At 60.0% G+C, this 23,402-nt stretch carries 16 protein-coding genes; 8 read left to right on the top strand and 8 right to left on the bottom strand.

The features are described 5' to 3' along the window. The first annotated feature begins 156 nt into the window (after positions 1-156). From adk to J0X03_RS18415, 6 genes are all read left to right on the top strand, one after another. Entirely contained in the window at positions 157-801 is a 645-nt protein-coding gene (gene adk / locus J0X03_RS18440) for an adenylate kinase (RefSeq protein WP_004940261.1), read from the top strand. A 165-nt stretch (positions 802-966) separates the two neighbouring features. Next, complete coding sequence (locus tag J0X03_RS18435; RefSeq protein WP_033651111.1) at positions 967-2,100, top strand: sugar diacid recognition domain-containing protein; 1,134 nt, start codon at positions 967-969, stop codon at positions 2,098-2,100. Positions 2,101-2,219: 119 nt separating this feature from the next. Beyond that, complete coding sequence (locus J0X03_RS18430) at positions 2,220-3,485, top strand: GntP family permease (RefSeq protein WP_033651112.1); 1,266 nt, start codon at positions 2,220-2,222, stop codon at positions 3,483-3,485. A 9-nt stretch (positions 3,486-3,494) separates the two neighbouring features. Then, on the top strand, positions 3,495-4,658 hold the full coding sequence (locus J0X03_RS18425; RefSeq protein ID WP_103101562.1) for a glycerate kinase: 1,164 nt from the start codon (positions 3,495-3,497) through the stop codon (positions 4,656-4,658). Positions 4,659-4,777: 119 nt separating this feature from the next. Further along, the gene (hemH, locus tag J0X03_RS18420; RefSeq protein ID WP_004940253.1) at positions 4,778-5,740 is read left to right on the top strand and encodes a ferrochelatase; all 963 of its coding nucleotides are present in this window, start codon (positions 4,778-4,780) and stop codon (positions 5,738-5,740) included. 90 nt (positions 5,741-5,830) lie between these two features. Next, entirely contained in the window at positions 5,831-7,135 is a 1,305-nt protein-coding gene (locus J0X03_RS18415; protein WP_033651114.1) for an inosine/guanosine kinase, read from the top strand. A gap of 54 nt (positions 7,136-7,189) precedes the next feature. Here the strand turns inward: J0X03_RS18415 and ybaL are convergent, their stop codons facing one another. Together ybaL and J0X03_RS18405 are read right to left on the bottom strand one after the other, a co-directional pair. After that, positions 7,190-8,881: a YbaL family putative K(+) efflux transporter gene (ybaL, locus tag J0X03_RS18410; protein ID WP_004940247.1), complete on the bottom strand. Its 1,692-nt coding sequence runs from the start codon at positions 8,879-8,881 to the stop codon at positions 7,190-7,192. 245 nt (positions 8,882-9,126) lie between these two features. Next, positions 9,127-10,347 carry an MFS transporter gene (locus J0X03_RS18405; protein WP_033651115.1) on the bottom strand — a complete coding sequence of 407 codons (1,221 nt, stop codon included), beginning with the start codon at positions 10,345-10,347 and terminating at the stop codon, positions 9,127-9,129. A gap of 178 nt (positions 10,348-10,525) precedes the next feature. On the opposite strand from J0X03_RS18405, the gene ushA reads away from it, so the two are divergent. Then, positions 10,526-12,178, top strand: a complete 1,653-nt coding sequence (gene ushA, locus J0X03_RS18400) for a bifunctional UDP-sugar hydrolase/5'-nucleotidase UshA (protein ID WP_033651116.1) — start codon at positions 10,526-10,528, stop codon at positions 12,176-12,178. A 108-nt stretch (positions 12,179-12,286) separates the two neighbouring features. Here the strand turns inward: ushA and J0X03_RS18395 are convergent, their stop codons facing one another. Further along, positions 12,287-13,054, bottom strand: coding sequence for an AraC family transcriptional regulator (locus J0X03_RS18395; RefSeq protein ID WP_033642122.1), 768 nt, complete (start codon positions 13,052-13,054; stop codon positions 12,287-12,289). Between the two features lie 100 nt (positions 13,055-13,154). On the opposite strand from J0X03_RS18395, the gene J0X03_RS18390 reads away from it, so the two are divergent. Then, positions 13,155-14,318 carry a multidrug effflux MFS transporter gene (locus J0X03_RS18390; RefSeq protein ID WP_123061429.1) on the top strand — a complete coding sequence of 388 codons (1,164 nt, stop codon included), beginning with the start codon at positions 13,155-13,157 and terminating at the stop codon, positions 14,316-14,318. A 3-nt stretch (positions 14,319-14,321) separates the two neighbouring features. On the opposite strand, the gene J0X03_RS18385 is transcribed toward J0X03_RS18390, so the two are convergent. The 5 genes from J0X03_RS18385 to J0X03_RS18365 form a co-directional block, all read right to left on the bottom strand. Then, the gene (locus J0X03_RS18385; RefSeq protein ID WP_047572414.1) at positions 14,322-15,089 is read right to left on the bottom strand and encodes a thioesterase II family protein; all 768 of its coding nucleotides are present in this window, start codon (positions 15,087-15,089) and stop codon (positions 14,322-14,324) included. Between the two features lie 63 nt (positions 15,090-15,152). Next, complete coding sequence (locus J0X03_RS18380; RefSeq protein ID WP_046688382.1) at positions 15,153-15,890, bottom strand: tryptophan 2,3-dioxygenase family protein; 738 nt, start codon at positions 15,888-15,890, stop codon at positions 15,153-15,155. Beyond that, positions 15,887-16,699: a cyclase family protein gene (locus J0X03_RS18375; protein WP_047572412.1), complete on the bottom strand. Its 813-nt coding sequence runs from the start codon at positions 16,697-16,699 to the stop codon at positions 15,887-15,889. Before J0X03_RS18375 ends, J0X03_RS18380 begins: the two co-directional genes overlap by 4 nt. Then, the gene (locus tag J0X03_RS18370; protein ID WP_206975663.1) at positions 16,686-22,394 is read right to left on the bottom strand and encodes a non-ribosomal peptide synthetase; all 5,709 of its coding nucleotides are present in this window, start codon (positions 22,392-22,394) and stop codon (positions 16,686-16,688) included. The genes J0X03_RS18375 and J0X03_RS18370 overlap by 14 nt, the downstream gene beginning before the upstream one ends. Positions 22,395-22,462: 68 nt before the next feature. Further along, positions 22,463-23,398, bottom strand: coding sequence for a diiron oxygenase (locus tag J0X03_RS18365; RefSeq protein ID WP_033651120.1), 936 nt, complete (start codon positions 23,396-23,398; stop codon positions 22,463-22,465). Positions 23,399-23,402: the final 4 nt, after the last annotated feature.

The raw sequence follows: 23,402 nt of genomic DNA, 5'->3' as shown, positions 1-23,402 counted from the left end.
GGTTTTTCCCCGCATTTTCCCCTCTTTTGTTCGCTTGAATTTTTGCATGTTCCGCAATCGATTTCCTTCGCGCGCCTTGAGCCTGCCCCCCCTGAAATGGTATCGTTGAGCGTTTTCGCAATTTTATAAAAACTACATAGCAAGGGGATTTACGCAATGCGTATCATTCTGCTGGGCGCTCCGGGCGCTGGTAAAGGTACTCAGGCTCAATTCATCATGGAGAAATACGGCATTCCGCAAATCTCCACCGGTGATATGTTGCGCGCAGCCGTGAAGGCCGGCAGTGAACTGGGCAAGCAGGCGAAAGAGATCATGGACGCCGGCAAGCTGGTGACCGATGAGCTGGTGATCGCGCTGGTCAAAGAGCGCATCGCTCAGGAAGATTGCCGCAAGGGCTTCCTGTTGGACGGCTTCCCGCGCACCATTCCGCAGGCTGACGCGATGAAAGAAGCCGGCATCAACGTTGACTTCGTGCTGGAGTTCGACGTGCCGGACGAGCTGATCGTTGACCGCATCGTTGGCCGCCGCGTGCACGCGCCGTCCGGCCGCGTATACCACGTGAAGTTCAATCCGCCGCAGGTGGAAGGCAAAGACGACGTGACCGGCGAAGAGCTGACCACGCGCAAGGACGATCAGGAAGAGACCGTGCGCAAGCGCCTGGTGGAATACCATCAGATGACCGCGCCGCTGATTTCTTACTACAGCAAAGAAGCGGCAGCGGGCAACACCCAATACCGCAAAATCGACGGCACCCGCAAGGTGGCCGAAGTGAGCGCAGAGCTGGCGACTATCCTCGGTTGATAGCAAGCTGGCTGTGCATGACGCCGGGCCTGTGGCCCGGCGTTTTTTTTGCCGTTTTCCCGTTAAATTGTGATCGCGGCGGCTTGTTGCGGCCGTGACCGTTAATCGCCCGCGCCAAATGGCGTATAACAAGCCTGCGTTTTCATCCTCAGCAGGGAGCCGGGCATGCTCAGACAGACCAAACTTCTGGCGGAAGCCACCGCGCGCCAGATCGTCCAGCGGGCGATGGGCATCATCAGCCATTCCGTCAACGTGATGGACAGCAACGGCGTGATCATCGCTTCCGGCAACCCACAGCGTCTGTTCCAGCGTCATGAAGGCGCGGTGCTGGCGCTGGCGGAGAATCGGGTGGTGGAAATCGACCGCGCCACCGCCGAACACCTGAAGGGCGTGCGGCCCGGCATCAACCTGCCGTTCAGCTTTCGCAATCAGCGGGTGGGAGTGATCGGCATTTCCGGCGAGCCGGCCGAGGTGCGCGCCTACGCCGAGTTGGTCAAAATGGCGGCGGAGATGATGGTGGAGCAGGCGGCGCTGCTGGATCAGCACCAGTGGGAAAAACGCTACCGGGAAGAGCTGGCGAACCAGCTGTTGCAGCCGCAGCCGAACACGGCGTCGCTGGAAGCGATGGCGGCGTATCTGGGATTGGATCTGCGCCAGGCGCGCATCGTCTGGATCGTCGAGCTGCAAGAGGCGCAGCCGCACCTGCTGCGCGAACTGCTGGCTGAGCTGGAGGCCACCCAGCGCGATGCGTTGATCGCCATTACCGGCTTCAATGAAATGACCCTGCTGCGCCCGGCCAGCATGGCGCAAGGCGAGTGGAGCCTGAAGCTGGAGCGCCAACAGGCGCAGCGTCTGCAAAACCAGCTCAAGCACCGCTTTCGGGTGCGGCTGATCGTCGGCGGTTTCTACGACGATCCGCAAAGCGCCTACCGCTCCAGCCTGACCGCGCGCGCCACCCAGGCGATGGCGCAGCGCCTGAAATTGCGCCACGCCACGCTGTTCTACCACGACTATCCGCTGCCGTCGCTGCTGTGCGATCTCGGGGAGGACTGGCGAGCGCAAGAGCTGGGGCGCCCCTGGCGGACGCTGGAGGAACAGGATGAAAAAGGCGTGCTGCGCGCCACGCTGCGCCACTATTTTTCGCAGAATTGTGATCAGACGCAGGCCGCCGCGCAGCTGCATATTCACGTCAATACCCTGCGCTATCGCCTGCAGCGCATCGAAGCCATAACCGGTATGAAAATCAATCAATTAACTGACTCTCTGCGGTTGTATATCGGCATGCTGATGCACGACTGAGTTGTGCCAACCCACAAATTCCGCGCCGTTCCTTCGGCGATTTTTTGTTGTTTCCCCTCAGGCCAACGCCGGGCGCGCGGGATATGTTGGCCTGCACATCAACCACGGAGAAAACAACAATGACAACCGTATCCACTCTGGGGGCGCTGGTGGCGTTAGCCGTCGCCATCGTCCTGATTCTACGCAAGGTTCCACCGGCTTACGGCATGATTGCCGGCGCGCTGGCGGGTGGGCTGTGCGGCGGCGCCGATCTGGTGCAGACCGTGACGCTGATGATCGGCGGGGCGCAGGGCATCACCAACGCCGTGATGCGCATTCTGGCGGCGGGGGTATTGGCCGGGGTGCTGATCGAATCCGGCGCGGCGCACACCATCGCCGAAACTATCGTACGCAAGGTGGGGGAAACCCGCGCGCTGCTGGCGCTGGCGGTGGCTACACTGATCCTGACGGCGGTGGGGGTGTTTATCGACGTGGCGGTGATCACCGTCGCGCCGATCGCGCTGTCGATCGCCCAAAAGGCCGGCATTTCTCGTGCGGCGATCCTGCTGGCGATGATCGGCGGCGGCAAGGCCGGCAACGTGATGTCGCCCAACCCGAACACCATCGCGGCGGCGGACAACTTCCACGTGCCGCTCACCTCGGTGATGATGGCCGGCATCGTGCCGGGGCTGTGCGGCCTGGTGGTGGCCTATCTGCTGGCGCGTCGCCTGAGCGATAAAGGCGGCAGGGTGATGGCTGAAGAGCTGACTCAGCATGCCGAAGGGGCGCGGCCGGGCTTCGCTGCGGCGATCAGCGCGCCGCTGGTGGCGATCCTGCTGCTGTCGCTGCGGCCGATCGCCGGTATCGCCGTTGATCCGCTGATCGCGCTGCCGGCCGGCGGTTTGGCGGGCGCGCTGCTGATGGGGCGCATTCGTCAGTGCAATCAGTTTATGGTCTCCGGCCTGTCGCGCATGGCGCCGGTGGCGATCATGCTGCTCGGCACCGGCACGCTGGCGGGCATTATCGCCAACTCGGCGCTGAAGGATGTCTTGATTACCGGTTTGACGCACACCGGGCTGCCGGCCTGGCTGCTGGCGCCGCTGTCCGGCGCGCTGATGTCGATGGCGACCGCCTCGACCACCGCCGGCACCGCCGTCGCCTCCGGGGTGTTCAGCTCCACGCTGCTTGAGCTGGGGGTGAGCGGATTGGCCGGCGCGGCGATGATCCATGCGGGCGCCACGGTGCTGGATCACCTGCCGCACGGCAGCTTCTTCCACGCCACCGGCGGCAGCGTCAATATGGCGGTGCACGAGCGGCTCAAACTGTTGCCGTATGAAACGCTGGTGGGGTTCACCATCGCGGCAATCTCGGCGCTGATGTTTGGCGTATTTAACCTGGCGGGATAAGGAACAGTGATGAAAACGCTGAAAAAAGTGGTTATTGCCCCGGATTCTTTCAAAGAGAGCCTGAGCGCGCTCGGCGTCGCCGACGCCATCGAGCGGGGATTCCGTCAGATTTACCCGCAGGCGCACTACGTGAAGCTGCCGATGGCGGACGGCGGTGAAGGCACGGTGGAGTCGATGGTGGCGGCCACCGGCGGCGAAATCGTTCAGGTGACGGTCACCGGCCCGCTGGGTGAGCCGGTGCAGGGGTTCTATGGCTTGTTGGGCGACGGCGAAACCGCGGTGATTGAAATGGCCGCCGCCTCCGGGCTGCATCTGGCGCCGCCCAACCGGCGCGATCCGCGCATCACCACCAGTTATGGCACTGGCGAACTGATGCTGGCGGCGCTGGATCGCGGCGTGAAGGCGATCATTCTCGGCATCGGCGGCAGCGCCACCAACGACGGCGGCGCCGGAATGATGCAGGCGCTGGGCGTTAAATTGCTGGATAAGGATCGTCGCCCGCTGCCAATGGGCGGCGCGGCGCTGGCGCAGCTGGCGCACCTCGATCTCGCCGGACTGGACGCACGTTGGCAGCGGGTGAGCGTAACCGCCGCCTGCGACGTGGATAATCCGCTGTGCGGTGCAAAGGGCGCGTCGGCGGTATTTGGGCCGCAGAAAGGGGCGACGCCGGAGATGGTGGCGCAGCTCGATGCGGCGTTGCACCACTATGGCGAACTGCTGGAACGGGAAACCGGCCGCGCCGTGCTGACCCAGCCAGGGGCGGGCGCGGCGGGCGGCATGGGGGCGGCGCTGCTTGGCATGCTCAACGCGCGTTTGCGGCCGGGCATCGAAATCGTCACTGAAACCCTGCGCCTGGATGAAGCGGTGCGCGATGCCGATTTGGTGATCACCGGCGAAGGGCGGCTGGACAGCCAGTCTGTCCACGGTAAAACGCCGATCGGCGTGGCGCGGGTAGCCAAGCGTCACGGCGTGCCGGTGATCGCCATTGCCGGCAGCCTGGCGCCGGATTATCCGGTGGTGCATCAGCACGGCATCGATGCGGCGTTTTCGGTGCTCGATCGCATCGTGACGCTGGAAGACGCGCTGGCGGACGCCGATCGCAATCTGCAGGTGACGGCGCGCAACGTGGCGGCGGTATGGCAGCTGGCGCAAGGAAGATGCCCACAGGCATAGCCTGTTGCTGTTATCGGTTTCGACGCAGGACTTTTCCGTTACAATAGCCGGCATTAATGGCTGCTGACATCCCGACCCAGAACGGAATGCCGGCCGGAAAGGAAATGAGGGGAACTGAGATGAAGCAAGAGAAACACGGCGTATTGCTGGTGAACCTGGGCACGCCAGATGCGCCGACCTCGTCGGCGGTCAAACGCTATCTGAAGGAATTCCTCAGTGACGATCGCGTGGTCGACACGGCGCCGCTGATCTGGTGGCCGATCCTCAACGGCGCGATCTTGCCGATCCGTTCGCCGCGCGTGGCTAAACTCTATCAGTCGGTGTGGATGGAAGAGGGTTCGCCGCTGCTGGTGTACAGCCGCCGCCAACAGCGGGCGCTGGCGGCGCGCATGCCGAATACGCCGGTGGAGCTGGGCATGAGCTACGGTTCGCCGAGCCTGGCGGAAGCCATCGACAAGCTGCTGGCGCAGGGCGTGACCAACCTGGTGGTGCTGCCGCTCTATCCGCAATATTCCTGTTCCACCAGCGCGGCGGTATGGGATGGCGTGGCGCGGGTGCTGAAAGGCTATCGCCGCTTGCCTTCTGTGGCCTTCATTCGCGATTACGCCGAACACCCGGCCTATATCGCCGCGCTGCAACAAAGCGTGGAGCGCTCGTTCGCCGAGCACGGCCAGCCGGACCGGCTGGTGCTGTCTTTCCACGGCATCCCCAAACGTTATGCGCGGCTGGGCGACGACTACCCGCAGCGCTGCGAGGATACGCTGCGTGCGCTGAGCGCCACGCTGCCGCTGGCGCCGGAGCGGGTGATGATGACGTACCAATCGCGCTTCGGCCGCGAGCCTTGGCTGACGCCGTACACCGATGAAACCCTGAAGGGGCTGCCGGCGCAGGGCGTGAAGCACATTCAGCTGATCTGCCCCGGTTTCTCGGCGGACTGCCTGGAAACGCTGGAAGAGATTAAAGAGCAGAACCGCGAGATCTTCCTTAAGGCCGGCGGCGAGAAGTTTGAATACATCTCAGCGTTGAACGACGAGCCGGCGCATATTGACATGATGCAGCAACTGGTGGCGCAGCGTCTGTAATCATCCATAATCTGTCTATTAGATGCATCGTGATCGGGCGGGGATGTGTTAACATTCTCCGCTTGTTAAACCGCCACCACCACCAATCACATGAAATTTCCTGGTAAACGCAAGTCCAAACACTATTTCCCGGTGAGCGCCCGCGATCCGCTTCTGCAGCAGGCCCAGCCCGAAAGTGAAATCAGCACCTCGTATATCGTCGGCATCGACCAGACGCTGGTGGATATCGAGGCGAAAGTGGACGACGCTTTTGTCCAGCGCTACGGCCTGAGCCTGGGCCACTCTCTGGTGATCGAAGATGACGTCGCCGAGGCGCTGTATCAGGAATTGAATGAAAACAACCTGGTCACCCATCAGTTCGCCGGCGGCACCATCGGCAACACCATGCACAACTATTCGGTGCTGGCGGACGATCGCTCGGTGCTGCTCGGCGTGATGTGCAGCAACGTGAAAATCGGCAGCTACGCCTACCGTTATCTGTGCAATACCTCCAGCCGCACCGATCTTAACTATCTGCAGGGCGTTGACGGCGCCATCGGCCGCTGTTTCACGCTGATCGGCGAAAGCGGCGAGCGCACCTTCGCCATCAACCCCGGCCAGATGAACCAGCTGCGCCCGGAAAGCATCCCTGAAGAGGTGATCGCCGGCGCGTCGGCGCTGGTGCTGAGCTCTTATCTGGTGCGCTGCAAGGAAGGGGAGCCGATAAAGGAGGCTACCCTGCAAGCGATCGAGTATGCCAAAAAGCACGATGTGCCGGTGGTGCTAACCCTGGGCACCAAGTACGTGATCGCCGACAACCCGCAGTGGTGGCGCGACTTCCTGAAGGAAAATGTGACCATTCTGGCGATGAACGAAGACGAAGCGCTGGAGCTGACCGGGCTGAGCGATCCGTTGACCGCCTCGGACATGGCGCTGGAGTGGGTGGATCTGGTGCTGTGCACCGCCGGACCGAACGGCCTGTATATGGCGGGCTACACCGAAGAGGCCAACAAGCGTCAGACTCAGCACCCGCTGTTGCCGGGGCATATCGCCGAGTTCAACCGCTACGAGTTCAGCCGCGCCATGCGCCGCGAACACTGTGAGCATCCGCTGCGCGTTTACTCGCACATCGCGCCGTATATGGGCGGGCCGGAGAAGATCATGAACACCAACGGCGCCGGCGACGGCGCGCTGTCGGCGTTGCTGCACGATATCGCCGCCAACGGTTATCACCGCCACAACGTGCCGAACTCGAGCAAGCACGTGCGCAGTTACCTGACATACTCTTCGTTGGCGCAGGTGTGCAAATACGCCAACCGCGTCAGCTACCAGGTGTTGAACCAGCATTCGCCGCGTCTCACTCGTGGCCTGCCGGAGCGCGAAGACAGCCTGGAAGAGTCCTATTGGGAGCGTTAATCCGCTGAAAAAGAAAAGGTCCGGCATGCCGGACCTTTTTTAATGCGCGGTGCCTCAGATCGGGCAGCCCCCCATTTTTTCTTCTTCGCTCAGGGTATCCAACTGCAGGATGTTCAGCATGCTGTTGGCGATCTCCCGTTCGCCCATCACCACCTGATTGGCGCCGCGATCGGTGATGTAGGCCACTTCGTCGTCGTAGTGGGCGCGGGCGATGATCTCGATGTTCGGCCGCTTGGCGCGCGCCGAGGCGACGATCTCGCCGGCCTCATAGCCGTTGGGGATGGTCAGCAGCAGCCAGCGCGCGCAGTCGAGCCGCGCCAGATCCATCACTTCCGGATTGGCGGCGTTGCCCAGCACCGTCTTGATGCCCTGTTCGCGCAGCGCTTCCACCCGCGGGCGGGAGTTCTCGATCACCACCAGCGGAATGCCCGCCTCGGCCAGTTTGCCGCCCAGCAGGCTGCCGACGCGGCCGTAGCCGACCACCAGCGCATGGTTGCACATGTCCACCGGGATCTGCTTCTCTTCTTCCACCGCCTCTTCGAGGATTTGCTCTTCGATGGTTTCGGTTTTGGCCAGATAGCGCTCCAGCAGGGTGAACAGCAGCGGGTTGAGCATGATGGACAGAATGGCGCCGGCCAGCACCAGATTGCGCCCGTGTTCCGACATCATGCCGAGCGCGATGCCGAGGCCCGCCAGAATAAAGGCGAACTCGCCGATCTGCGCCAGGCTGGCGGAGATGGTCAGCGCGGTGCGCTTGGAGTGGCCGAACATTTTCACCAGCAGGAACGCGGCGGCGGATTTGCCGAACACGATGATCGCCAGCGTCGCCAGCACCGCCAGCGGTTCGTTAATCACGATCATCGGATCGAACAGCATGCCAACCGAGACGAAGAACAGCACGGCGAACGCGTCGCGCAGCGGCAGGGTGTCGTGCGCCGCGCGGTGGCTCAGCTCGGACTCGTTCAGCACCATGCCGGCGAAGAAGGCGCCCAGCGCGAAGGAGACGTCGAACAGCTTCACCGCGCCGTAGGCGATGCCGAGCGCCAGCGCCAATACCGCCAGGGTGAACAGCTCGCGCGAGCCGGTGCTGGCGGTTTTCGACAGGATCCACGGCACCAAACGGCGGCCGACCACGATCATCAACGCAATGAAGGCGATGACCTTACCGATGGTCAGCGCCAGTTCCATCAGCAGCTGGCTGCTGCTGGCGTTATCGTTGCCCAGCATATTGCCGAAAGCGGGCAGTAATACCAGCGTCAGCACCATCGCCAAATCTTCGACGATCAGCCAGCCGATGGCGATTTGCCCGCGCTGGCTGTCGATCAATTGCCTCTCCTCCAGCGCGCGCAGCAGCACCACGGTGCTGGCGGTGGAGAGACAGAGGCCGAACACCAGGCCGGAGATCAGATCCCAGCCGAGCAGCTTGGACAGCCCCATGCCGAGCAGGGTAGCGACGGCTATCTGCGCCACGGCGCCGGGTATGGCGATAGATTTTACTGCGAGGAGGTCTTTCAAAGAGAAGTGCAGGCCAACACCGAACATCAACAGGATAACGCCGATTTCCGCCAGTTCCGGCGCCAGTGAGGTATCGGCGACGAAACCGGGGGTGAACGGGCCGGCGAGCACCCCTGCGGCCAGATACCCCACCAGGGGTGAGATGCGCAGGCGGTTCGCCAGCATACCGAGGAGGAAGGCGAGTACTAACCCTCCGACGATGGTGGTGATGAGCGGTGTTGAATTATGCATCCATACTCCTTCTGGCTATGCATCGCGGCACGGGAGAAACGCAACAAAGTTACGAAAAGATACATTTAGTTTATTGCATTTGTTCGCGGCTTGCTTGGCTAATTTGGCCTTTTTTGTAAAAAAGCAGAGGATTTCTCTTAAGGCGCGGCAATGAGGGGGTTTTGTGCCAGATAAACCAAATAACATTGATTTATCCGTAGGATAACCCGGATGAATAAATACTTTCATCCGGGCAGTTCGCGGGGTTATTGCGGTTTATGCTCCATATTGGGCAGTAGCGCGGTAATAATGCCGATCAGCGGCAGGAAAGCACAGATTTGGTAGACCAGCTCGATACTGGTCAAATCCGCGACATAACCAAGAACTGCCGCGCCTAACCCGCCCATACCGAAAGCAAAACCGAAGAATAAACCGGAAACCATGCCGACTTTACCGGGGATCAGCTCCTGTGCGTAGACCAGGATGGCGGAGAACGCCGAGGCGAGAATAACCCCGATGATCACCGTCAAAATGCCGGTCCAGTACAGGGATGCATGGGGTAAAATAAGCGTAAATGGCGCCGCACCAAGGATTGAGCCCCAAATAACGTATTTTCTCCCTATCTTGTCGCCAAGGGGCCCGCCGATGATGGTTCCAGCGGCCACCGCGAACAGGAAGGCGAACAGGTGAATTTGCGCATTCTGCACCGAAACGCCGAACTTATGTATCAAATAAAAGGTGTAATAGCTGCTGATGCTGGCCAGATAGAAGTATTTAGAGAAAATCAGCACCAGCAGAATGCCCAGCGAGTAGGCGACGGTACGTTTTGGCAGCGGTTTCAGCATTGCGGGGCTTTTCGGCTGCCCTTTCGCCGCCCGATGCTGATGTTGGTACCACTTGCTGACCTGCAGCAATACCACGATCGCCAGCAGCGCCGCCAGCGTGAACCAGGCGACGTTGCCTTTGCCGTAAGGCGCGATGATCAGCGCGGCCAGCAGCGGGCCGAGCGAGCTGCCGAAGTTGCCGCCGACCTGGAACAGCGACTGCGCCAGGCCGTGTCGTCCGCCGGAGGCCATGCGCGCCACGCGCGAGGATTCCGGGTGGAATACCGATGAGCCGGTGCCCACCAGCGCCGCTGCCAGCAGCACCAGCGGGAAGGTGTTCGCCACCGACAGCAGCAGCAGGCCGGACAGGGTAAAGCCCATGCCGATAGGCAGTGAGTAAGGCTGCGGGTGTTTATCGGTGTAATAGCCGATCAGCGGTTGCAGCAGGGAAGCCGTTAGCTGATAGGTCAGGGTGATCATACCGATCTGCACGAAGCTGAGGTGGAAATCGGCTTGCAGGATCGGATAAATCGCCAGGATCAGCGACTGGATCATATCGTTGAGCAGGTGAGACACGCTGATGGCGCCAAGGATGGAGAAAGCGGTCCTCTTTACCGTACTGCCCTTGGCGGGCGGCATCGCGCTTTGGCTACTGTCGGTCATATTATTATTAGCCTGATAAGTTGTTGAGCACAGAGATGACATCTTAGGCAGGGCGTTCAATTTTTACCATATCTGAAATAATCAGACTCACATCGCAAAAAATTGAAATCAGCTGTCATTAATTCGCGCTACAATTTCGCCCTCATCATAAAAGCCATTTAATACACGGAGATCCGCCATGCGTTTTTCGCTGAAAACCACCGCATGCGCGTTGGCCGTATCCCTGACGCTGCTGTCGGGGGCCGCCAGTGCCTGGGAAAAGGATAAGACCTACGCCATCACCATTCTGCATACCAACGATCATCACGGTCACTTCTGGCAGAACGATCACGGTGAATACGGTCTGGGCGCGCAGAAAACCCTGGTGGACGGCATTCGCCGCGAAGTGGCGGCGCAGGGCGGCAGCGTGCTGTTGCTGTCCGGCGGCGATATCAACACCGGCGTGCCGGAATCGGATCTGCAGGACGCCGAGCCGGACTTCCGCGGCATGAACCTGGTGGGTTACGACGCGATGGCGATCGGCAACCACGAATTCGACAACCCGCTGAGCGTGCTGCGCCAGCAGGAGAAGTGGGCGACCTTCCCGCTCTTGTCCGCCAACATCTACCAGAAAAGCACAGGCCAGCGCCTGTTCAAGCCTTACGCCTTGTTCGACAAGCAGGGTATCAAGATTGCCGTGATCGGCCTGACGACCGACGACACCGCCAAGATAGGCAATCCGGAGTACTTCACCGACATGGAGTTCCGCGTGCCGGCGCAGGAAGCGAAGCAGGTGGTGGAGCAACTGCGCAAGGACGAGAAGCCGGACGTGATCATCGCCGCCACCCATATGGGGCACTACGACAACGGCGAGCATGGCTCTAACGCGCCGGGCGACGTGGAGATGGCGCGCAGCCTGCCGGCGGGATATCTCGACATGATCGTCGGCGGCCACTCGCAGGATCCGGTGTGCATGGCCGGTGACAACCGCAAACAGGCGGATTACGTACCGGGCACGCCATGCTCGCCGGATCGTCAGAACGGCACCTGGATCGTGCAGGCGCACGAGTGGGGCAAATACGTCGGGCGCGCCGATTTCGAATTCCGCAACGGCGAGCTGAAGCTGGTGCATTATCAGCTGATCCCGGTGAACCTGAAGAAGAAGGTGGAGAAAGCCGACGGCACCAGCGAGCGGGTGTACTACACCCAGCAGATTGCGGAAGATCCGACCATGATGAAGCTGCTGACGCCGTTCCAGGATAAGGGCAAGGCGCAGCTGGGCGTGAAGATCGGCAGCGTCAACGGCAAGCTTGAAGGCGATCGCAGCAAGGTGCGTTTCGTGCAGACCAACCTGGCGCGGGTGATGCTGGCGGCGCAGAGGGAGCGCGCCGACGCCGACTTCGCCGTGATGAGCGGTGGCGGGGTGCGCGATTCGATTGAAAGCGGCGATATCACCTACAAGAACGTGCTCAAGGTGCAGCCGTTCGGCAACACGCTGGTGCATGTCGATATGAAAGGGCGCGAGGTTGAACAGTATCTGGCGGTGGTGGCCAACATGAAGCCGGATTCCGGCGCCTATGCCCAGTTCGCCAATGTCAGTCTGGTGGCGGACGGCAAGGGCGTCAGCGAGGTGAAGATCAACGGCCAGCCGCTGCAGGCGGATAAAACTTACCGCATGGCGACGCTGAACTTCAACGCGCTGGGCGGCGACGGCTATCCGAAGCTGGACGGGCTGCCGAGCTACGTCAACACCGGCTTTATCGATGCCGAAGTGCTGAAGCAGTACATCGAGAAACACTCGCCGCTGGATGCGGCGGCCTACGAGCCGAAGGGCGAAATCGTCTATCGCTAGAGGCGCCGCGGAACGGCGCTCTCGCTTGTCGCGGGGGCGCCGTTCCCCCCCTCGCTTTTCTCCTCTGCATCAACGCCTTTTGTCAGCGTTGCCGTTTTAAACGGCGTCTTACTTCCTTCTCTCCATATACGCCCTCGGCGGGCAGCCCGCCATATTCTTGAAAAAAGTGGCGAAGGCGCTGTCGCTGGAAAACGCCAGCCGACCGGCGACGTCGGATTGGCTCATCCCTGCGGCCAGCATCTCTATCGCTTTGATCAGGCGCCATTGCTGACGCCATTGTTGATAACCGAGCCCGGTTTCACGGCGGAAAATCCGGCTGATGGTTTTCTCGGAAGCGCCGCTATAGCGCGATAGCTCGTGCAGCGGCGGAAGCATGTCCAGATTGGCCAGATGGCGCAGGCGGCGGTCGCTGGGCAGCGGCAGCAGCGTCAGTTCGCGCGGCGCGGCGGCGATCTCGTCCAGGCAGACCGCCAGAATATTGGCGTAAGGCCCATGTTGCCAGTCGGTGTCGAAGGCGGCGAACGCGATGCGTTCCAACACCTCGCGCAGCAGCGGCGAGGCTGTCAGTACGGCAAGCTGCGCAGGCAGACAGGCATAGCGATCGGCGTCGAGATAAAGCGAACGGTAACCGACGACGCCGTTGACCTGAACGCGGTGAGCCACCTGCGGCGGGATCCAGGCCACTCTGCCCGGCGGCAGCATGCAGATGCTTTGGTTGAGCGTGATACGCATGCTGCCTTGCTGACAGAACAGCAACTGCCCCCTGTCATGCCAATGCGTGCCCGAGTCGTGCTGCGCCAGTTCGGCGGCGATCCCGAGCACGCCGTTGTCGAGCGTATCCGGATTAAAACTGTCCTGCGCCTGAAGCCACGCCATAGTATGTCCGATTTTGTAAATTTATTGTCTTTTATATTGTAATCGGTACCGGGGAGCAGATGCTACCTTGTGCAGCTTATTCTTGGCTACAGGATCTGTTATGCAACGTAAACTGACGCTGACATTGGCGACGTCGATGATGATGTTTCCCCAGGTGGTGGAGACCATCTACAGCCCGGCATTAACGCACATTGCGCACGGTTTCCGGGTCAGTGCGGAAATGGCGGCGCAAACGCTCTCTTGTTACTTTTTCGCCTTTGCGCTGGGCGTGGTGGTATGGGGACGGATGTGTGACGTCATCGGACGCCGTCCCACCATTTTGGCCGGGCTGACGCTCTATCTGCTGGCTTCTCTTGTTGCGCTGTTCAGCGGCAGCTTCAGCGTACTGCTGGCCGCGCGGGTGCTGGCCGCCTTTGGCGCGGCGGTCGGTTCGGTCGGGACGCAAACGGCGATTCGCGATCGCTTCGACGGTTATGAATTGGCGCGGGTGTTCTCGGTGATGGGGATCGCCATGGCGATCAGCCCGGCGGTTGGCGTGTTGAGCGGCGCAGTGCTGACTCACTATTGGGGCTATCAGGGGGTGTTCGGCGGTTTGGCGCTGTTGGCGGCGCTGTTGCTGGGCTATGCCGGTTGGCAACTGCCGGAGACGCGTCCGCAACAGGTGGTGAAGAATTCATTTTTCGGCACGTTGGGACGGATGGTCAAGGACGGGGATATTTGGCTCAGCGCGCTGTTGGTGGCGTTGTTCAATATTTGCATGTTCAGCTATTACCAGCTGGCGCCATTCCACTTCTCGGCGTTGGCGCTGCCGGCACAGTGGTTCGGTTATACCGGTTTGGTGTTGGCGGCCGGGGTGGGTATCGGCGCGGCGATCAACAAGTTTTTGATCGGCAAGCACTGGCTGTTCCCCGCGCTGTTGATGCTGGCCTGCACGCTGTCGCTGGCCGGCGGCCTGCTGGTATTGCTGCTGGAAGGGACCTTGTGGTTCGTTCTGCCGATGATGCTGGTGGTGATGGCGTACGGCATCGCCATTCCCAATATTCTGGCGCGCGCGCTGCGCCATTATAAAGACTGCATGGGCACCGCCGGCGCCATCCTGGGTCTGATGTATTACCTGATGCTCGGCGGTGGCTTGGTGCTGGCGGGGCTGTCGCAGCACCTGGGCGCCGTGCTGTCGCTCTGCAGCCTGTGCGTGCTGCTGTTGGCGTGGCGGGTGGTGTATAACGAGCGTCGTTTGGCGTTGCCTGAGAGTGAAAACGCCTAAGTGCTACCGGCTGGCCGGTTCACTCAGGTGGCCTGCCAGCAACTGGTGAATGCCGGCTATCACGGCGTCGCGCTGCGTGGTGATATACATATGCCCGCCGGCAAAAGTGCGCTGCTGAAAGTCGCCTTGCGCGATCCGGCGCCAATCGAGCAAATCCTGCCGATCGATCAACTCGTCGTTTTCACCATAAAACATCGCCAGCGGGGCGCGGTAACCCGATTGCGCAGGGAAAAGCAATTGGCTGGACAGCATCAGATCGGCACGGATCAGCGGCAGATAGTAATCGAGCAGCGCGCTGTCGCCGATGAGCGACGCATCCAGACCCTCACCGGCACATAGCGCGTTCAACAAAGCGGCACGCGGCATTCTCAGCAACGAACTGTGGCGCGCCAGGAAGGGCGATGAACTGGCGGAAATGATCAACTGCAGCGGCGGCTGAGGCAGCGCCGTCGCTAACGCCAGCGCAACCCGTCCGCCAAGACTGTGGCCGAAAAAGATCAGCGGTTTATCCTGCAGTGGCTGCAGTGCTGGGATCAGTTGATTGATGAGTGATTGGGGGTGGCAGAGCGGCGCTTCGTTCGCCCGCTCCTCTCGACCGGGGTATTGCACGGCATAGAGTTCGATGTCCTGATGCAACGAGGGGCTCCACCCCTGAAAGGCAGTGGCGCCGGCGCCGGCGTGGGGAAAAGCGATCAGCCGCAGGCTGCCCTGGCGTCCCGGCGTCAGCGGTTTCAAGCTGCGTGGGGCGTTGGGGAAGTGGGTGCAATGCATGGCGAAATCCGTATTTTCAGGGGGCCAAGGAAGCCTGAGCCTCCTTGGCGTTAAGGAACGCATTCAGTTGATGGCGTTCCACAATTCATCGAAGATCGGCGTGAACAGCGTAGATTTCAGATAATCCGAACCCGATGAACCGCCGGTACCTTTCCGCTGCCCGATAGTACGTTCCACCAGTTTCACATGGCGGTAACGCCACTCCTGCAGCAGTGAATCCAAATCCAGCAATTGATTGAGCAGCAGCGACTCGCAGCTCGAACGTGTCAGCGATTGCCTGATGATGTCGTCGAAGCCTTGTGCCGCCTGATTGGGCTGGTCATTGAGACGCATCAGATGGCCGCGTATTGCCTGCCATAGGGAAACCGGTTGGATGATAGCCGCCAGTCGGCGTTGTACCTCTTCATCACCTTGATACTGCTGTAGTTTCTTCGGATTTTCCTTGCCGAGTAGCGCTTCTATACCGGCGAACTGGTAGGATTGAAAACCGCTGGCGGTGCCGAGATAGCTGCGAAAACGCTGGAATTCGTGAAACTTCAGCGTGCAAATCACGGCGATCTGATTCACCACGGTTTGAGTAATGGCATTGACACGCGTCATCGTTTCGATCGCCGCCGGTATATCTCCTTCTTCGATCTGCGCGATCGCCAGATGAAGCTCATCGATCAGCTGCTTGAACCAGAGCTCGTAGGTTTGATGAGTGATGATAAACAAATTTTCATTGCGGTGTTCCGCAGACGGCGAGGCTGGCTGTTGCAGCGACAGCAGCTGGTTTAGCTGCAGATAGCTGGCGTAATTCATGATGTCACTTTCCCTGTAGAAAACGAAAATAAGATGGGCCGGCTGGGAAGGGCATCCCCGCTCAGATCCGGCAGTTGAATGGTCAGAAAATAGTGTCCCGTCGCGGCCTGCGCGGGAACCTGAATCAGCTCGGTCACGGAGGCGTATTTGCGCCCTGTTTGCGGCCTGTCGGGGGCCTCAAGCCCCCAAAAACGGCGATGGTTGTCCATGCGTCCGCCGTCGTATAGCCGGTCGATTGATGGAATATCCACCAACAGATGCTGGACACCGAGTTCGACGATGCGCGCCAGGGCTTGATGGCTGAAGTAGGGGGCGCAGGCCGCGGCGCGGAAATCGCTCGGCGCCTCGGTTGCTATCACCAAAGCCTGCAGGTAGTCGCCCGACAACGGCGCCAACGCGTCATCGAGTGCCGCCCGGGTAATCAGCCAATCTTCACAGGCAGCGCTGGCGTTATAGCTCTCTGCAGTTGCGTCCGCTCGCTGCGGCCTGACGCGAATCAGGGTGGCGGCGATGAACGGTTCAAGCGGCAAATCCGCCACGTTGTGCGTTTCAGGAAGAATATGGCCGATGCATTCGGTGTGTGTGCCGTGGCAGTGCGGCACCAGGCTGATGCGCTCGGCGTTGCAGACCCCGCCATGACGCACGCTGGCGACGGTATCGCCGTAACTCAGCGGCGCCGAGTCGGCGGGAGCCACGCCATAAAGGTTGGTTGGGTTATCGGCGAAGTCCAGCCTGGCCGAGAGCCGCAGCGGCTCTCGGTGGTCAAGGTGATGACAACGCCCTTGGTGGTACACCTCAATGCGTTTCATCGGCGGCCTCGGCAGTTTTGCTCAAGGCCAGCGCGGTGAGTTCGCGGATCTGACTGTGCATGATGAATTCGCGGATAGTCAGCGAGACGCCCATCTGTTGACGAATGGCGTGCAGCAGCTGCGGGATCTGCAGTGAATTTCCACCCAGGCTGAAGAAGCTGTCGCAGACGCTGATCTGCGTCTGTGACAAGACTTGTTGCCAGATATGCTGCATGGCGCTTTCCGCCTCGTTGGCCGCAGGCGTGTAGTCCGCTTCCGAAGCCGAATAGCGGATTTCCGGTGCCGGTAACCGACGAATGTCGATTTTGTTGTTGTTGGTGAGCGGGAAGGCCGACAGCACCACAAAACCGGACGGGATCATGATATTCGGCAAACGGGCTTTCAGCGCCGCGCGCACCGCTTTTTCATTCAGCTCTGCTCCCGGCGTTAACTGCAGGTAGCTGACGATGCGGGCTTGCTGGTCTTCACCGACAATTAAACTGAGCGATCGCTCGATATTGTCGAGAGACGATAAACTGAGATCGATTTCGCTCAACTCGATGCGGTGACCGCGAATTTTGACCTGGTGATCGTTCCGGCCGAGATACTCCAACTGTCCCTGTCGATTAAAACGCACAATGTCGCCGGTGCGGTACAGATAGCGCTCGGCGCCGAACGCCTGACGCCGTAGAAAGACCTTATCGCTCAGCGTCGGATTGCGCCAATAGCCCGGCGATACCCCTGCGCCGCCCAGCCACAGCTCACCCAATGCGCCGCTTGGCATCGGGTTGCCGGCCTGATCCATGACCAGAACCTCAGTCGCCTGGATCGGCGTGCCGATACAGTCGCTTGCGCCTTCGTGAGTCAGATCGGCGCAGGTCGACCAGATGGTGGTTTCCGTCGGGCCATACACCTGCAGCACCCGTGTCGCGATGCGTCGCAATTGCGTCAACAGGGCCGCCGGCATTTTCTCGCCGCCGCATAGCACGGTCAGGGGGCGTTGGCTCGCCGCCGGCAGGTGGTGGACGATGGTACTCCAGACGGTAGGTGTCGCTTGAATCACGCTGGGCTGCTGTCGCTCGATAAAGTGATACAGCTTGACCGGATCCATGGCGGTTTCTCGTGGACACAGCGTGACGTGCGCGCCGCCGGCCAGCGAGCAGAACAGTTCCAACCCAAAAATATCGAAACTGATGCTGGTCAGGCTGAGCACCTTATCGCGCGCGCTCAGCGCCAGCCGCCCGACGAAGTCGTTGGTGAAATTGTTCAGGTTGCCATGCGTGATCATCACCCCTTTGGGGTTACCGGTTGAGCCTGAGGTGTACATGATATAGGCCAGCGTATCGTCGGCTGGGATCGGCAACGCGTCGGCCGCTGCAGGATGAGAAACCAGCGAGTCGAAACCGACGGCGGGACTGGCCCAACCTTGCTCTGGCTCACCATCGGTCACCAGCAACCGGGCTTGCGCGTTCTCGATCATGTAGCTCACGCGGTCGGCCGGGTAGTGTACGTCAATCGGCACGTAGTGTTTGCCGGCTCTCAGCACGCCGAGCAGGAGCACGGCGACGTGGCAACTTTTCTCCATCATGACGCCGACCGAGAAAGGCCGGCTGTCGATGCGCAGCAAGGCATGCGCGACGCGTTCAGACTGCGCCCACAGCTGACGGTAGCTGTACTGATGCCGTTCGCAGCTGACGGCGAGGCTGTCAGGCTGGGTATGTGCCAACCGGCCAATTTGCACCAGCAGCGAGTCACGTGAGCCTGCGTCCGCGTTGACGGCCAACTGTTGCAGCCAATCTTGTTCCCGTTCGCATAGCGGGTTAAGGGCATGCTGCGCCGTATTGGCCGGCAGGGTGAGCAGTTGTTGCAGCGTTTGCTGATAGTTGTCCAACAGCATCTGCATGCTGGCGGGATAAAACAGTTCGCTGGCGTAATCGAGTTCGATGGCGACGGCGCCTTGTTCCACACTGAAGTTCCAGGTCATATCGAACATCGAGAAGCCCGATGAAAGCGGCAAGCGATGCAGCGTGCAATCGCGCAGGTTTTGTTGGCATACGTCGCCGGCGTTCTGCAGGATCGCCATGATTTGGAATAACGGATTTTTGTTCGACATCCGCTCGTATTCGATCTGGTGCAAGATCCGGTCGAACGAGAGCTGCTGATGCTGATAGGCGCCGATGCAGGTTTCCATCATGTTACCGATCAGCCCGGCGAGGGTGTCCTGTTCGCCCAGTTGGATACGCAGCGGAACGGTATTGACATGGAAGCCGCTGACTTGCGCCTGATCCAGGTTGTCCCGCGCTGCGATGGCGGTGCCGATGACGATATCCTGCTGCTGAGTATAACGGCTGAGCAGCAAACTTAATGCCGTGCAGAGCAAGGCGAAAGGCGTGGCGCCCAGCGCTTTGCCCCGTGACGCCAGCAGATCGGCGACGTCGGGCTGCAGCTGATAATGGATGCGCTCTCCGGCGTGCGTCGGCATTAGCGGGCGCGGTTTATCCAGCGGGAAGTCCAGTTCGCGGCAGTCTTGCAGTTGCTGTTGCCAATAAGCAACATCCGCCGGCGCGGGTGACGCGATGCCGCTATTGACGATGTCGATAGTTTGAATCTGCGGTTGCGGTGCGTCGAAGCCGTTGTGATTGTCGAGCTCGTTATAGCGCTGCCACAGATCGTTAAGGATCAGTTGTTCGCTCCAGGCATCGGTAATAATGTTGTGTTTTACCCAAATCAAAACATGGTGCTGCTGATGATACTGTACCAGCCGAAGCGCCAGTGGCGGCCGAGCGGTGATGTCGAAAGGCGTAGCACACAGTTGGCGCACCCACTTTTCTGCCGACTGCGTTTGGCCGTCCACCCAGTGGTCGGCAAGGCGAATCGGAGCATGCGGTTCTGCCAACTGATAGGCGACACCGTCGGTTTCGGCGAAACGAGTGCGCAGGCTTTCATGTTTTTCATAAATAAAATTGATCGCCTGCTCAAAGCGCGCCAGATCGAGCGGGCCCTGGATGTCTACCGCCAGCGGCAGGTTGTAACTGCAGTCGTCAGGATTCAATGCGCTCAGGTACCAGAGCAGGTTCTGCTGCGGGCTGAGCGGCGCGCGGCGTTCGTCGCAGATCGCGATGGCGCGCTCCGCGGCAACGGCCTTATTCTCGATATATTCGGCCAATTTGCGCACCGTATTGTGGCGGAACAGATCGGCGATGCTCAGGTGGCAGCAAAGATCGCGTGCGACGAGCGCGACGATTTTGCTCATAGTCAGCGAGTGCGCACCCAGGTTGATGAACTCCTGTGTGACGTCGGCTTGCGGACAGCCGATGGCGTTGGCCACGATGCGCTCGAGAATAGCCTCCGTTTCGGTTTCCGGCGGCGTCAAGCGCTCATTGCGCTCATCCAACGGCCAGTTTTCCAACTGTTGACGGGCGATCTTGCCATTGATGGTCAGCGGCAGCGCCGGCAAGAAAATAAAAACGCTGGGGATCGCGGCGGGGTGGAGCTGTGTGACCAACGCGTGACGCAGCGCGTCGATCGTCAGCTCAGGCGAAACGGGTTGCACGAAGGCGGCGAGAATTTTGCCCGAGGGCTGGCTGCGAGCGACCACGCAGGCGCTTTCAACCAGTGGGTGACTGCGGACGGCGCTTTCCACTTCTCCCATCTCGATGCGCACTCCGCGTATCTTCACCTGGTGATCGCGGCGGCCGACGAAAATAATGTTGCCCTGTTCGTCCCATTTGGCGATGTCGCCGGTTCGATAAAGACGCTCTTCGGCCGCCATATACGGTAGCCGACAGGTAATGAACTTCTCTGCGTTCAGCGCCTCTTGATGCAGGTAACCGTGCGCCAGGCCGCTGCCGGCGATGCACAGTTCGCCCTCAAAACCGACCGGCAGTGGATTATGGTGGGGATCAAGGATGTGGCAACGGTAGTTTTTCAGCGGTTTGCCAATGCAGTTCCAGGGAACGCCGGGACGATACTCGCACAGCGAAGTGGCAATGGAAGCCTCGGTCGGCCCGTAACCGTTGCACAATCGGGTGCGTTCGGCCCACCAGGCAACGACGTCCGCAGGCGGGGCGTCTCCCATGACAATCATCGTCCGCAGCCCCGGCCACATTTCGCGGGGCAACAATTCCAGAATTGCCGGTGTAATAGTGATATGGCCGATATCGTGTTGAGTCAGATAGTCGTGCAGCGCGCCGACATCGGTATGCAGCTCCGAAGGCGCCAGATAAAGCGTCGCGCCGCTGACCAACGCGCCATAGACGTCCCAGCCGAAGGCGTCGAAACCCAGCGAGGCAATGGCCAGCACGCGGCTGCCTTGCGCCAGTCCAATGAAATTGCGGTGGTTTTGCGCCACGTTGCTCAGGCCTTCACGCCCGATCATGACGCCTTTGGGCTTGCCTGTCGTCCCGGAGGTATAGCAGACGTAGGCCAGTGCGTCTCGCGATTGAGGGAGTTGCTCCGCATGGATGTTCAGCGAACGGTAATCAATGCTTGATGGCGCAATGCACGGCACGTCGCCGGAGTGCAACGGCGAGTCGGCCAAAATCAGCGCAGGCTGCACGTCGTCAAGAATGCTTTGATTGCGCGCCGCTGGCGCCTGCGGGTCGAGCAGTACATAGGTTTTATTGCTTTTCAGTATCCCCAACAGCACGATCAGCAGCGTCGCTGACTTGTCCATCGAGACGGCGACGACCGCACTGGCGGCGCTGCTGTGTTCAAGCAGCCAACAGGCAAACTGATCCGAGGCGCGATCGATTTCGCCATAGCTGTATGTCTGGCCATCGGCATGCAGCGCGGCCTGTTGCGGATGAGCGGTGGCGGCATGACGGAACAACGCGATGACGTCGTGCGCCAGGAGCTCGGCATCGTCGGTTGCGTTGAATTGGCTCAGACGATCCAACGTTTGAGGTTGAGTAACAATGGGCGCGGCGGCGGGATCGGCCGGATCTGCCAATAGCGCGTCAAGATAGTCGGTGAACGCGTTGAAACGCATGTCGTCGCCATACAGGGTGAGCTGAGTGCCGTCACCGCAAGCCGCGACGTCGACCATCGCTCGTGGCTGGGCATAGCGTCCCTGTTTGAGCGCGCCGGTTTCATTAAAGAAGAAATGTTGCAACTGTGCGGGGGTCGTGATGTCCGCCACCGGTACCGTATGGAAGTCGGCGCCGGGTTGCCAGGTGAGATGGCAGAGATCGCTGCCGCAACGTCCCTGCATCTGATCGCCAAGGCGTTCCATCAGCAATGCGGTCAATTCGCGCATGCGCGTCGGTGATTCGGCATAGTATTTACGCGCCAAGCGGTAGGGAAGTTCTTGTATCGGCGGTATACCGCCACGCGACAGCTCGACTACAATGTCGACAAGCCTTTCCTGCAGCAGGGGAAGCTGGGCGTCAGCGGCCAGATCGGACAGCGCGTCGCACAGATAAGCGGCTTGGCCGGCGGAGCTAAAGTACAGAGAAAAGTGTTCTTGGTTTTGCAGGGTGTCAATGTCGTTAATATTTTTTTTATTGGTTACCAGCGTCAGCAGGTTTTTCCCCTGCTGTTGCAGCCGTCGTATTGTTTCAGCGTTATTTTCAGTGGTGATAATAAGGTCGAGCTTTTCGGTTGGACGGCGTTCGAGACTGATAAAGCTAACCTGATGGCCGTATTCCTGGATTTCGTCGGTTAATAATTTACCGCAGGCGCTGTCGCCGAAATAGCCAATATTAAGTAATTCCATTTTTGCTTCCTGAGAATAATGGTTTCCCTTGCGGAATATCAAAGATGCTGAGTTTTTATATCGGTCAATTAGATTTTTGCATGCAGCGCATCGGCGATAGGCAGATCAGCCAGAATGCCCGATTTATTCAGCGCCACCAACATTTGCTCCGTGACGATATTATTGGTTTCCCACGGTTTAACATGCGTTGCTGGATAAGTATCTGCGATGATGTCGATAATTTCCGCTTCTGTCAGTCCGAGTTGGCGCAACATGCAGGCGCTGAAATCTTTGGCGATAGCGTCGGTTGCGTAGCCTTCCAGGAAAGCCAAAATCGGTTGTTGCAACGCTTGCTTGGTCGCCGCGTCGCTGTGGCGCCAGATATGGCTCAGCACCTGCTGTGAGAAGCGAGCATGGCGGCCTTCATCCGCAACGTGATCTTTCATCACCAGATAGAAGGTCGGGAAAATATCTTCGTTGTTGATCACATCGATCAGATCGGTCGTCAGCGCCTGCTCCGACAGGGACACGCAAACCAGTCGCAGCAGTTCGCGCAGCCGTTCGTCCCCCATTGCCAACGATTGCGCCAGGGCATAGGAGGCCTCGGTGTCTTTTGGCATCGGCAGCGGCGCAATGGATGTCATCTGCTCTACCTGATTGATCAGATCCAGCGCCACCAGGGCGTGATAGGACTCATCCACGACCACGGTCAGCGCGTCTAAGCGCATTTCAAGCGGAAAGTCTACGCCGACCGCGTTTTTGTAGAGCTTGTAACTGGAATCATTGATGATATCCAACTCGATGTTGGCGATGCCATTCAGGTAGTGGTAGAGGGTTTGTACCTGGATATAGCGCAATGCTTGTTCACCGAGTGCGGCAACGCGCGGATGGAGACACAGCGGCAGACGTTCGAGGGGGAAGAAAAGGGTTGATTGGCTGTCCTGTTCGTTGAGAAGGCGGCGGGGACGGGAGCGGACAATCGCGGCGCGATCCCATTTTTTCAACGTGGTTTCAATGAGGCTCATCGGT

The sequence above is a fragment of the Serratia ureilytica genome (genome assembly GCF_017309605.1).
Classification (GTDB): domain Bacteria; phylum Pseudomonadota; class Gammaproteobacteria; order Enterobacterales; family Enterobacteriaceae; genus Serratia; species Serratia ureilytica.
Note: the sequence above shows the minus strand (reverse complement) of the source record. Positions and strands in the feature narration are given on the sequence as shown.